Source organism: Microcystis flos-aquae FACHB-1344 (assembly GCF_014698375.1).
Classification (GTDB): Bacteria; Cyanobacteriota; Cyanobacteriia; order Cyanobacteriales; family Microcystaceae; genus Microcystis; species Microcystis aeruginosa.
In genome coordinates this window covers 21,155-32,683 of the sequence record NZ_JACJSW010000194.1, presented here as the reverse complement: position 1 = coordinate 32,683, position 11,529 = coordinate 21,155, and the positions used below count along the sequence as shown (strand labels likewise).

Here is an 11,529-nt window from a genome sequence, read left to right as displayed (position 1 = left end):
GATGCGGAGTTTACGCCCCGGGTTTGGTAGGTTTAGCTTTTTCTCGAAATCTTCTAGGTTCTGTGTGATCAGTTTAACTTACATAGGATCGATCTTTGTGTCCTTTGTGTCTGAAGTGGTTCGTTCCACCCCCTCGCTAGGAGGAATGTATCTTAGAATACATTTTACCCACCAAACCTGGGAGAGCCGATTCCATTCCTGCCAATAATCAACGCTAAAATTATACTAAATCCCTTGAGTATAGGCTACATCACTTTAACTTGAGAAAATTGATTATGACAGCCACTATTGAAGAGATTCGGGCAATACTAAAGCAATTAGCTCAATCCCAACAAGAGTTATCCCAATCCCAACAAGAGTTATCCCAAGCTCAAAAAGAAACAGATAAACAAATTAACAGAGTTAGTCAGCAGATTGGGGAGTTGGGCAATCGTTTAGGAGAGTTTGTCGAGTGGCAAGTACGTCCTGCGGTGGTGCGTCTTTTTCAAGAGCGGGGTATTGATGTCCATGAGTTTCACCCTGGTATTTCGGTAAAACGGGATAATGAGGGTTTAGAGATTGATCTATTGGTAGTAAATGATACCGATGCCATTTTAGTGGAGGTCAAAAGTAAGTTAACTCAAAGGGATGTGGATGAGCATTTACAACGTTTGGCTAAGTTTAAGCGGTTAATGCCTCGTTTTCGAGATGTAAAGGCTTTGGGAGCGGTGGCAGCGATGATTGTTCCCAATGAGGTGGCGAGTTATGGTTGTCGTCAGGGTTTGTTTGTGTTGGTGCAGTCAGGGGAAAATGTAATAATTTTAAATGATGCGGAGTTTACGCCCCGGGTTTGGTAGGTTTAGCTTAGAAAATGGGTTTCTCAAAGAAACTCGTTTTCTGATGTTCACCCTATCCTGAACAGAAATCTGAGGAGATTGGCGATGAAATTGTCCCTCGTTTTAATCGGTAAGAGTGGAGAGATTGAAAATTTAGAGATTTTATTTTTCTCTAAACGTTTAGAGTCTCAAACCCAATTTGAATTACTATTAGAGGAAAATTTAAAAATGACTGAGCCATTAACAGCAGGTTTGCTTGTCACCTTAGCAGTACAAGAGTTTGTGAAGTCTGGGACGGGAGATTTAGCGAAACGGTTTACGGCTGAAGGTTTGGCTAAGATTCCTATATTACTGGACTTCCCCCATACAGAAATACTAAAAAATTAACAAAACCCTTACTGCAGGTCGCTTCTCAGAAAAAATTGAAAAGAGGCTACTGGGTACATTTTTCCCTTGAAAATGGCTGTACCGTTGACTGTATCTGGAGTAGAGCGATTCCGTAGAGTTGGCTGTATAGTGATCGCTAACCTTATTGTAACAGATGGTGTCATTAATCTCTAGAGTCAGCGATTCCCTCTGTAGCCATGTTTTTGATGGTTTTCTGCCCGGAAACAAGCTATAATGGTCAAAGGGTCAAATTTGAAAAATTTTGCCTCAAACCCTGTCTGCGTAAAGATTTCAGGAGTTTGTACCCAGTAGTTTATTAGTATTACATTGCTTTAACTCAGGCTCTGTAAGACTTTGAGCCATAGCTAGTATATTTATACGGGGGAAGTTCAGTGATAAAATTAATTAGCCTATGCTGAGATAGACTTTAGATGGTCATAATCTGAGATTTATTAAACTTGTGAAATCAGAAGGTGAGCAGGGAATCAAGTTCTTGTTTCTGTTTCAGATGGGCATCATTCAGACATCCATAAATAGCCGAAAAAACTCGGAAAAGTTTTCATAATATCTGGCTTCCCCATTGACAAAAAGCCATAACCTGTGCTGCAGGAAGGATTAACAGAATTTCCGATACCCCCTTACTGGGTACAAATTAAGGAAACCTCTAATAAATCTAACGCCGTACAAACTCCTCGTCAATAGCAAATCAGGTTATACTTCACACCCCACACCCCACACCCCACACCCTACCCCCACGAAAAACTTTTTCAGCAGACCCTACCTATCGATCCCATGTTTCCCTATTCTAAGCGCAGGATTTCTCCACCTCTGGCTAGAGATAATTCTGCTGCTTGGAGGATTTTGACTAATTCCGTCCCTACCGATCCCGAAGATACAGGAGAATTGACACCCGTAGCCACCGATGCTAAAAAATGTTCGCACAATGCTTTTAGGGGTTCACCATCGGCAATAGGGATAGATTCCGTCTCCTGTCCCCGGGGAATAAAATAGGCTTCCTGACGTTCAAAATAGCCCTTTTGTCGGGTTAAAGGCGATCGAGAGTCTAATTCATTGAAAATTAAAGTCCCTTCGCTGCCAACTATCCCTAAACGTCGCTGTTTATCGGGATTCAACCAACAAAGGTGAATAGTCGCTTGAAAACCATCGCCATAGATCAGGGTTAACCAGACTAAATCGGCTAGATTAGGTTGTAGCCAAACTGTTCCTCGCGCTTGCACTAATACAGGGGTACTATTTAGCCAATGATTAAAAATCGAGATATCGTGAATAGCTAGATCCCACAAAGCGGACACATCCTGGCGAACTGGACCTAGGTGGGTGCGAGTGGCATAACCATAAAGAGGTTTACCGATACCCCCAGATTGCAGGACTTTTTGTCCGGTGATAACGGCCGGATGAAAAAGATAGGTATGATCAACTAATAAAATACGCTGTTTTTTCGCCGCTAATGCCGTTAATTCGCCACATTCTTGGGGATTGAGGGTTAAGGGTTTTTCGGCGAGGACGTGATAACCTAAATTAAGAGCATCTTTAATCAGGGGATAATGACTGATGGCGGGAGTAACGACGACTACAGCCGAGATTTCGGGGTGAAGACGAATTGATTCCCAGTCATTGGCTAAAATAACCTTATTAGTATCGAGATTAAATTGATCGCGACAGAGATGAAGTTTTTCAGGGGAGGAGTCAACGATCGCCACTACTTGTGCTGAGGGATGTTGAGAAAAATGACGGACGAAATGGACTCCCCAACGTCCTACCCCTAAGATAGCGATTCCTGTGGACATTTTGCTTACTCAGATAAATCAATCTAGTTTATCTTAAAAGAATTAGGCGCAATTGTTCATTGATTCTGAGAACTGGGAGGGATTATGTTAAAATTTTTTATCGATCGAGGGGGAACTTTTACCGATATAGTGGCGATAATCGATCGACCAGAAATTATTGAACGACTAGCTAGAGATGCCGCTAGATTTCTGATTGTTCCCCTTGCCGATCAACAGTGGATTGTTCTTTATAAACTGCTCTCGGAAAATCCCGAAAAATACCCAGATGCAGTCATTCAAGGGATCAAAGATATTAGCGGTTCCCTAGATAACATCGAAGTGATCAAAATGGGAACAACGGTAGCCACCAATGCGCTGTTAGAAAGAAAAGGAGAGCGCACGGTTTTGTTAATCACCAAAGGTTTTAAAGATGCCTTGAGAATTGGCTATCAAAATCGCCCCGATATTTTTGCCCGTCAAATTATTCTTCCTTCTTTATTATACGAACAAGTTATCGAAGTGGCCGAACGGTACGATCATCAAGGACAAGAATTAATCGCCGTTAATCCCGCCCAAGTTAAAGCCGATTTAATACCAGTTTATCAAGGGGGTATCCGAAGTTGTGCGATTGTTTTTATGCACAGTTATCGTTATCCCGACCACGAAAAACAAGTGGCAGCCATTGCCGAAGAAATCGGCTTTACTCATCTAGCCATTTCCCATCAAGTCAGTCCTTTAATGAAACTGGTATCCCGGGGAGATACCACGGTAGTCTCTGCCTATTTATCGCCAATTTTACGCCGCTATGTTGATAGTATTAGCCAGCAATTACCGAAAACTAGCTTGTTATTTATGAAATCCGATGGCGGTTTAGTCACCGCCGATAAATTTCAGGGTAAAGATAGCATTTTATCTGGTCCTGCGGGGGGAATAGTTGGGGCAGTACAAACCAGTTTAAGGGCGGGATTTAGCAAAATTATCAGTTTTGATATGGGAGGAACTAGCACCGATGTTTCTCATTTTCAAGGGGAATACGAGCGCCAAACAGATAACGAAATTGCCGGCGTAAGAATGCGAGCGCCGATGTTAAGTATTCACACCGTGGCCGCTGGTGGAGGTTCGATTTTAGTCTATGATGGTTCTCGTTTTCGGGTTGGACCAGAAAGTGCCGGAGCTAATCCGGGACCTGCCTGTTATCGACGGGGTGGACCATTAACAATTACCGATGCTAATGTTTTGTTAGGAAAAATTCAAGCTGCCTATTTTCCCGCTATTTTTGGACAAGAGGGAAATTTACCCCTAGATAGAGAGATTGTGCTGACAAAGTTTCAAGGATTGGCCGCAAGAATGGGGGGTAATAATAGTCCTGAACTGCTGGCTGCGGGGTTTATTCAAATTGCCGTGGAAAATATGGCTAATGCGATTAAAAAAATCTCTCTACAAAAGGGTTATGATCTCAGTGATTATACTCTTTGTACCTTTGGCGGTGCCGGGGGTCAAGTGGCCTGTTTAATTGCCGATACTCTGGGAATGAAAAGTATTTTTCTCCATCCCTATGCCGGGGTTTTAAGCGCCTACGGCATGGGTTTGGCCGATTTGAGGGTAATTAAAGAAAAAGCGATCGAACAGCCGTTAAATGCCGATTTAATCGGGCAGTTACTCACGGAGATGAACGAATTAGAAGTTTTAGCGGGTCGGGAATTAGAGGATTATAATCAGGTGCGGCAGCAAGTTAGTTTAAAATATCAAGGCAGTGATGCCACTTTAGCGGTTAATTTTAGCGATCAAATGCGTCAGGATTTTGAACGGGAACATCAAAGACGTTATGGGTTTAAGCAAGAACAAAAAGCTTTAATTGTTGAGTCGATTGCCGTGGAATTGATCCAGACTATGGACAGTCCCAAAGAAGCAATTTTAACTCGCTCCCGTCCGATGGGAAAATTACCTCCTCTGCTCGATCGAGTAGCGGTTTTTATGGCTAATCAATGGCGGGAAACGCCAATTTATCAGCGTTCAGATCTGCAACCTTTTGATTGTTTGGCTGGACCGGCAATTATTATCGAAAAAATTAGCACGATTGTGATTGAACCGGGTTGGATGGCAAAATTAACGGAGAAAAATCATTTAATTCTCTCCAAAGATTAACTAATGGGACTACATAGAAATATCTACGGCAGTTATCCTAATTGATCAATTCTCATTTCGCCGAGGTATTTACGGAGATAGGGAGAAAAAACCTCGTAAATCAGGGTAAGGGGTTGGCGAGCGTGCCAAAATAGGTAATGACGACCCCAAAATGCTCCTTTTTCCCCAAAAGCTATTTCTAATTCCGGGGAATGACCGTAATAAAGTCCCTGCACATCGCGATACAATTCCGTGTGCAGCCGCGAGAGACTTTCCCAAATCGGTAGGGAACGATTTTCTAGATATTCGTCCACTTGATTGACAGACCACCAAGAAGCGGCATAGGCTAACCTTTGACCACTAGCTGTGCGTAACCAGACTTGACGACGCAATCTCGGCCCCGGAATCAGGCTAATTTTCATCGGTGCGCCATCCTCATCGTCGCCGATGGGGGACATATCGATCACATCCACTTCCGTTTTTTCACCGGTTAAAAGTTGTAAATGACGGGTGGGAGAACCATCGCCGAGAATTAAAATCTGCCACGGGGGTGCGAGTTGGCTATGGGGTAAACCTTGTTTAACATCGGTTTCGTCTCCTTGCCAGAGAGGGGACAGGGAGTACCAAGGACGATTAAGCAGGGGCTTTTCTTGGGGGCGGAGGATAGCAGTCAAGGTTTGTTACAAAACTTTATGATTTTTTCATTAATCATAACACGGGATTTTTGTCTGCTGGTGATAAAAGCGATCGCCTTGCTCTAATTCTCTCTAAACTTTTCGGTTAGCAGATGCACTTTTGCCAAAGGAGATTGACTATTTTGATTTTAACGATAGAAAGGTATCAATATCTGGAGGAATTTTTGTAATCTTCTCAGGGCAATTAATTGTCGAATCTTGGGATTAATTTGGGGGGGATAAATGCTGGTGGCTAATTGTTCTTCTAGTAAGGCATATTCTGCCGCAGTTAGGGGTTGATTATCAAGGGGCGAGCGAGCCGAAGTGATAATTTCTGCTCGTAAAACTTCTTCGGGAATATCTTCAGGAGAGGGCAAAGCAAGGGCTTTTAGGGGCGATAAGAAACCGATAGAGATGAGGATGATAATTTTTGTCGTTCGCTGCATTTAATTTAAACCAGGGGGCAATTTTTCCCGACACTGTTGATGAATTTCCCCGATTCTAGCAAACAACCAGGGATATTTTTGACGATAACTGGGAATTAGAGCCAGAGGACTGAGTAGGGCAGTGGCGGCAATATCGGCTACACTTAATTTATCCGCCACCAAATAGGCCTGATTTTGCCAATATTCTAGAATCTTGAGGGCATTTTCTAGTCGCTCCTCCGCTAGTTTTACCCTGGCTGGGGTGATTTTATATTGTTGTCGCACGATATTAATAATTATTTGACTACTCAGGGAAGGATCGATCGCTTTTCCCTCTCCGGCGCGATAATTATAATAGACAAATCTAGTCGCTACTCCAATACTTTCATCTAACCAATCCTCTAGTAACCAAGCTTGATTTTTCTCCTTTTCCCCAGCGGGAATAAAAGAGGGGAAAGGAACTACTTTTTCTAAATATTTTAAAATGGCAGTAGAATCGGCAATAATCTCATCTGCTGCCATTAAAACTGGGACAGTGGTTAACCCTTTAGTTAGGGGACTGAGTTTGAGAATATGTAGTCCGGGGGTGAGATTTTCTACTTGGTAATCAATCCCCTTATAACCTAGGGCTAAACGAGCTTTGCGACAGTAATGAGATGTGCTAAATTGAAGTAAAAGCATTAATTGTTGTTGGTTGCTATATTAGTTATCAGTTATCAGTTATCAGATTTGAGTTTTAAGTTAACTGTTCACTGATCACTCTGTTTACTGAATTGGCAATAGGTCTATACTATGAGCAAACCCTCCCTTTTTTCGGCTGTTTCTCGTCCTTATGCGACTAATTCACAAGCAAAAGATCCCTGGTTAGCGGTCAATCTCTCGATGTTTTTCCCCGGTTTGGGACAATGGTATGCTAACAAAAACCAAAAAGCAACCCTTTTGGCAATCGCTCAAGTAATATTAATAATTGTGACAATTTGGTCAATTTTTAGCCACAATGGCCCTGTAAGCTGGGGATTAGGGGGAATAGTTGCTCTGGTTATCGTTTACATTAGCAATATTTTTGACGCTCACTGGACTGTTTATTATTCCAGACAGAATAACAGCTTAGAGAAAATTCCCCGCCAACAAAAAAACCCATGGTTTGCCGTCTTCGCTAACCGGATTATACCCGGGTTAGGGCAATTGTACGCCGATAAGGTGATCTTAGGGATAATTTTTCTGACTATATCCCTGATTACCCTGAAAATAGATCATTTTTTGGCCAATATCCTCTTTCTTACCCCTTTAATTACAGCAATCGCTGTTTATCATGTTTATCACACTTTCCCCGATCAATTCCATCCCCATCGTCACACCTATCGTTCCATTTTGGCGCTGATGGTGGCAGCAATTTTTACTTGGGGAATTATCTGTAATTATTTTCCCGATTGGTTACATCAAAGAATAGAATTTTTCGAGATTCCGAGCGAATCCATGCTGCCTACCCTCGCAGTAGGTGATCGCATTTTCGTCAGTCAATCTGGTAATTATCAAGCGAAAAGAGGCGATATAATTGTTTTTAGAACTCCCGAAAAAATTCAGCAACTAGATCCTAATTCTGGAGATTTTTTTATCAAACGAGTCATCGCTATTTCTGGGGATACCATTGAAATCCGCAGGGGTAAAGTTTATCTCAACTGGCAAGTTATCGAGGAACCCTACACCGCCGAGTTAGCCAATTATGAAATAGAATTTATGACTGTACCCCCAAAAAGCCTGTTTGTTTTGGGAGATAATCGTAACCATAGTTTTGATTCCCATGCTTGGGGTTTTTTGCCAGAAAGTTATATCGTTGGTCAAGCCTATAAAGTTTACTGGCCTCTCGATCGTGTCCAGTCTTTGCTATGATGGGGATGACTGGGGTAACTTTGAGCCTAGGTGTTACAGTTAGATGAGTTGGGGTATTGTTAGATGATTATAACATTCCCAACCTCTTGAAATGTTCCTGAAAAATCCCCACTGTTCCTAGATAATTAACTTCAATCTTTTCTTGATTAATATGCTGTTAAAATTCCCTCAAAAGCTGAAAATTAAGCAAATAATATTATTAGTATTCTGGCTAGGAATAGGGATATTTTTCTGGTGGTTATCGTGGCAATCCCCCGGGATGAGCCAAATTCAACGACCCGAAACAGTTGCCCAACAAATTTATCAAGCAATGCCAGATTTACCGAAAGAAAACAACTATACCCGTCGAGATACAGGGGCGATCGATCCGAATAATACTTTAATCAGTCGCTTTCTTCGTTATCATCAAGATACAAAAAAAAGGTTTACTCTCATCCGTTTTGATTGGCAATTAACCCTAGGGGATTATCTAGGAGTGAACGAGAAAATCAGCGAAGAAAACTATCCCGGACAAGCAACCCTTACGGTTAACCCGATGGCTGCCGATATCAAAGCGATTAACAGTCTTAATCGTCGTCAACGGCAGCAGTTAGTCACCCTTCTAGTCGAAATTTATAACCCCGCCATTCTCCCCCAAGAAACCCCCAATCCTAGCCCTTCTCCTAGTCCTTCTCCCCGTCGTCCATCTTTATCAAAACCGGGAGATGCCGACCTATTAAAATTCTAGAAAATTATGGAAAAAATTCTCAAATATGGTTCAGGTTGGCGACTCGGTTGGGATCCTAAGGCAGCCATTTATAAAGGATTAATTGGTGGCGATGATTGGGCGATCGAATTGACCGAGTCCGAGTGGCAAGATTTGCGTCGGTTACTATCACAATTGACCGCAACTATGGCGGCCATGGCCACAGAATTAATGGATGAAGAAAGTATTGCTTGTGAAGCGGAAAGCGAGCTTTTGTGGTTAGAAGCGGCAGGATTTCCCGATAATTATTCCCTGCGATTTATTCTCTATCAAGGTCGCGGTTGTGAGGGCAATTGGTCGGCCACTGCCCTGCCAGAGTTGCTCGCCGCTTGGGACAATTTGCTTTACAATTTTTAAGAAAGCGGTGGGCATAAGTTAATTTTTGTCTCCCCCTCTTGACGTTTTGATTCCCCTGTGCTGCTATGCTTGCCCATCCGAGGACGAGGACCGATAATCTCACCTACACTCCGCCCCCATTGCTGAAAAACGGTTTTGCCATGACTCTCTATGTGTCCCTAAAAGCGCGAGAAACCTGGCAAAATACGATCGCTATTCCCGAACCAGTCTATCAAGAAACCATTTTCACCGGGGCCAATGCCGTCCCTATCTACGGGATTGTTTCCATTCCCCCGCAAGCGAAAGGAACAATTATCGGCACCTACGGCATCACGGGAGACTTAGATAATCAATGGTTTTTAAGAATTTTAGGCAGAAAAGCCGTAGCAAGAAACTACGCAGTCGTCCTCTTCGATTGGCGGGCCCACGGTAAGACAGCCGAATTATCCCCGACTCTCACCTCCGATGGCATCTATGAAGGGCTAGATTTCCTTCATATTGCCGCCCAAGCCCAAAAAATGGGCTGTCCTGCTCCTTTTTGGTTCACAGGTTACTCTCTGGGGGGACAATTGGCCCTCTGGGGAATTAAATCGGTAGAGAATCAGGAAGATATGGGGATCGATCCCGTCGATATCGGTGGTGGTGCGGTAATTTGTCCTAATTTAGACTCTAATCGTTCTTTATCCTATCTCGTCCGGGATCCCTGGGGGAAACATTTGGAAAAAGCGATCGCCAGGGAATTACGCAAGTTAGCCAAACGCATCCATCAAGCTCATCCCGATCATATCGATCCCGAAGCAATTACTCGCGCCACCACGATTGCAGGATTCGATCGAGAATTAGTGATTAAAAACTTAGGATTTGAGACAGTTTTTGACTATTATGCCGCTAGTAGTCCCTTGCCCTTTCAACCCTACTTAACTAAACCCACTTTTATCCTCTACGCGGCCGATGATCCCCTCTTTTCCCCCGCAGTCATTCCCGATCTGCAAGCAGCGATCGCTGATAATCCCCACGTGGATCTACTCTTAACCAACTATGGCGGTCATGTGGGTTATATCAGCAGTTTATCCTGTCAGCGTCAGTGGGGCGATAGCGATCGCTGGTGGGCATGGAATCGGGTTTTAGACTGGTTTGACCAAAAAACTGGCAAATAATCCTAAATCCGTTGAGTATAGGTTACATATCACGATAGGCACTCATGCAAGAGGGGGAATAAATAATCAGTCTTTAATAACCAGATTTAGTATCAAAGGCCGCTAGAAACTCCTCCACCTGTTCCCGAGTCGGTTGGGATGCGATCGCTCCTGCCCCCCTTGTCACCATTGTCCCCACCGCACAGGCATAAATCACCGCCTTACGGGCTAAATCGGCATTTTCCCCAATTTGATCGCCCCCAAGAGCGGCACGAGCCAAAAAACCGGCCACAAAGCCATCCCCCGCCCCGGTTGTATCCACCACCTCCCCGGGAAAAGCCTCGACAGTGCCGCTATTTTTGCCTAAATGATATTTACAACCTTTTGCGCCGCCAGTAACCAGAATTGCCCCTAAATTGGGGTATTGTGATGATATTTCTCCGGGGGTATCAGTGCCAAATAACCATGCTGCTTCTTCCTCGCTACATTTGAGCAAATCGGCCTGGACGATAAAATCTCGAATGATATCAGGGGCAGCCTCAAGATTAGGCCAAAAAACCGGTCGCCAGTTGATATCGATCAATACTTTCACCGCGTAAATTTTAGCTAATTCGAGGGCGCGCATCATCGCCGCTCTCGCCGGGGGATAGGCTAACCCTAGGGTTCCCATCACTAGATAATCGGCATTTTTCCAGAGATTTTCGGTTAATAAGTCAGCATTAAGAGCATTATCGGCAAAATCCGTCGTTTTTCTGCCCCCAAAACCCGCAAAATGTCTGTCTCCCCCAGCATCGCGGGTGACATAAACTTGTCGGGTGGGTAGAGTGGGGTGATACTGTACACCAGTGGTATCGACTCCGAGAGCGTCTAGCAAGGCGATTAACTGTTCCCCTCGTTGATCTTTGCCCACACAACCGATAAAAGCCGAATTTATGCCCAATTTTCGCAATCCACAGGCCACGTTTGCCGGCGCACCCCCGGCATAGGTTGTCCAAGAAGTCACTTGCTCTATAGAGCGCTCGCTTTGATCGGCAATTAGATCAGAGAGGATTTCCCCTAAACAAATCACAGACACTGGCGAAGATCTTTGATTGTTAAGCATTGGTGTGGGAAGTGGGGTGTGGGGTGTGGGGTGTGGGGTAATGGGGAAGTGGGGTAATGGGGAAGTGGGGAAGCTGTCTCAACCCTATCACCCCAAAACCCTATCACC

General features: G+C 43.8%; 12 protein-coding genes and 1 pseudogene. 7 read left to right on the top strand and 6 right to left on the bottom strand.

What is annotated here, in order from left to right; translation table 11 throughout:
- Window positions 1-275 precede the first annotated feature (275 nt).
- Window positions 276-836: a DUF3782 domain-containing protein gene (locus tag H6G48_RS19890; protein WP_190722953.1), complete on the top strand. Its 561-nt coding sequence runs from the start codon at window positions 276-278 to the stop codon at window positions 834-836.
- A gap of 84 nt (window positions 837-920) precedes the next feature.
- Entirely contained in the window at window positions 921-1,202 is a 282-nt protein-coding gene (locus H6G48_RS26515) for a hypothetical protein (protein WP_242034701.1), read from the top strand.
- A 466-nt stretch (window positions 1,203-1,668) separates the two neighbouring features.
- On the opposite strand, the pseudogene H6G48_RS27560 reads toward H6G48_RS26515, so the two are convergent.
- Window positions 1,669-1,811 (bottom strand): annotated as a pseudogene (locus H6G48_RS27560) (IS630 family transposase); the annotation flags it as partial.
- A 191-nt stretch (window positions 1,812-2,002) separates the two neighbouring features.
- On the bottom strand, window positions 2,003-3,010 hold the full coding sequence (locus H6G48_RS19880; protein ID WP_190722952.1) for a Gfo/Idh/MocA family protein: 1,008 nt from the start codon (window positions 3,008-3,010) through the stop codon (window positions 2,003-2,005).
- Window positions 3,011-3,094: 84 nt separating this feature from the next.
- On the opposite strand from H6G48_RS19880, the gene H6G48_RS19875 reads away from it, so the two are divergent.
- Window positions 3,095-5,134, top strand: coding sequence for a hydantoinase/oxoprolinase family protein (locus H6G48_RS19875; RefSeq protein WP_190722951.1), 2,040 nt, complete (start codon window positions 3,095-3,097; stop codon window positions 5,132-5,134).
- Between the two features lie 32 nt (window positions 5,135-5,166).
- Here the strand turns inward: H6G48_RS19875 and H6G48_RS19870 are convergent, their stop codons facing one another.
- The 3 genes from H6G48_RS19870 to H6G48_RS19860 form a co-directional block, all read right to left on the bottom strand.
- Entirely contained in the window at window positions 5,167-5,787 is a 621-nt protein-coding gene (locus H6G48_RS19870) for a chorismate lyase (RefSeq protein WP_002758121.1), read from the bottom strand.
- Window positions 5,788-5,936: 149 nt separating this feature from the next.
- Window positions 5,937-6,233 carry a hypothetical protein gene (locus H6G48_RS19865; protein ID WP_002758119.1) on the bottom strand — a complete coding sequence of 99 codons (297 nt, stop codon included), beginning with the start codon at window positions 6,231-6,233 and terminating at the stop codon, window positions 5,937-5,939.
- Window positions 6,234-6,893 (bottom strand): glutathione S-transferase family protein, encoded by a 660-nt coding sequence (locus tag H6G48_RS19860; RefSeq protein ID WP_061430577.1) that lies wholly within the window; start codon window positions 6,891-6,893, stop codon window positions 6,234-6,236.
- A 111-nt stretch (window positions 6,894-7,004) separates the two neighbouring features.
- On the opposite strand from H6G48_RS19860, the gene lepB reads away from it, so the two are divergent.
- The 4 genes from lepB (at window position 7,005) to H6G48_RS19840 (ending at window position 10,340) form a co-directional block, all read left to right on the top strand.
- Complete coding sequence (gene lepB, locus H6G48_RS19855; protein WP_190722950.1) at window positions 7,005-8,102, top strand: signal peptidase I; 1,098 nt, start codon at window positions 7,005-7,007, stop codon at window positions 8,100-8,102.
- Window positions 8,103-8,253: 151 nt separating this feature from the next.
- The gene (locus tag H6G48_RS19850; RefSeq protein ID WP_012264411.1) at window positions 8,254-8,829 is read left to right on the top strand and encodes a hypothetical protein; all 576 of its coding nucleotides are present in this window, start codon (window positions 8,254-8,256) and stop codon (window positions 8,827-8,829) included.
- Window positions 8,830-8,835: 6 nt separating this feature from the next.
- Window positions 8,836-9,204 carry a DUF1818 family protein gene (locus H6G48_RS19845; protein ID WP_190722949.1) on the top strand — a complete coding sequence of 123 codons (369 nt, stop codon included), beginning with the start codon at window positions 8,836-8,838 and terminating at the stop codon, window positions 9,202-9,204.
- Between the two features lie 65 nt (window positions 9,205-9,269).
- Window positions 9,270-10,340, top strand: coding sequence for a YheT family hydrolase (locus tag H6G48_RS19840; protein WP_190722948.1), 1,071 nt, complete (start codon window positions 9,270-9,272; stop codon window positions 10,338-10,340).
- A gap of 73 nt (window positions 10,341-10,413) precedes the next feature.
- Here H6G48_RS19840 and H6G48_RS19835 read toward each other — a convergent pair whose 3' ends face one another.
- Window positions 10,414-11,421, bottom strand: coding sequence for a carbohydrate kinase family protein (locus H6G48_RS19835; RefSeq protein ID WP_190722947.1), 1,008 nt, complete (start codon window positions 11,419-11,421; stop codon window positions 10,414-10,416).
- Between the last annotated feature and the right edge of the window lie 108 nt (window positions 11,422-11,529).

Excerpts from the sequence above, each read along its gene's own strand:
- H6G48_RS19845 (WP_190722949.1), top strand. The coding sequence starts at position 8,836 with ATGGAAAAAATTCTCAAATATGGTTCAGGTTGGCGACTCGGTTGGGAT.
- H6G48_RS19840 (WP_190722948.1), top strand. The coding sequence starts at position 9,270 with ATGCTTGCCCATCCGAGGACGAGGACCGATAATCTCACCTACACTCCG.
- H6G48_RS19850 (WP_012264411.1), top strand. The coding sequence starts at position 8,254 with ATGCTGTTAAAATTCCCTCAAAAGCTGAAAATTAAGCAAATAATATTA.
- lepB (WP_190722950.1), top strand. The coding sequence starts at position 7,005 with ATGAGCAAACCCTCCCTTTTTTCGGCTGTTTCTCGTCCTTATGCGACT.
- H6G48_RS19865 (WP_002758119.1), bottom strand. The coding sequence starts at position 6,233 with ATGCAGCGAACGACAAAAATTATCATCCTCATCTCTATCGGTTTCTTA.
- H6G48_RS19835 (WP_190722947.1), bottom strand. The coding sequence starts at position 11,421 with ATGCTTAACAATCAAAGATCTTCGCCAGTGTCTGTGATTTGTTTAGGG.
- H6G48_RS19860 (WP_061430577.1), bottom strand. The coding sequence starts at position 6,893 with ATGCTTTTACTTCAATTTAGCACATCTCATTACTGTCGCAAAGCTCGT.
- H6G48_RS19880 (WP_190722952.1), bottom strand. The coding sequence starts at position 3,010 with ATGTCCACAGGAATCGCTATCTTAGGGGTAGGACGTTGGGGAGTCCAT.
- H6G48_RS19875 (WP_190722951.1), top strand. The coding sequence starts at position 3,095 with ATGTTAAAATTTTTTATCGATCGAGGGGGAACTTTTACCGATATAGTG.
- H6G48_RS26515 (WP_242034701.1), top strand. The coding sequence starts at position 921 with ATGAAATTGTCCCTCGTTTTAATCGGTAAGAGTGGAGAGATTGAAAAT.
- H6G48_RS19890 (WP_190722953.1), top strand. The coding sequence starts at position 276 with ATGACAGCCACTATTGAAGAGATTCGGGCAATACTAAAGCAATTAGCT.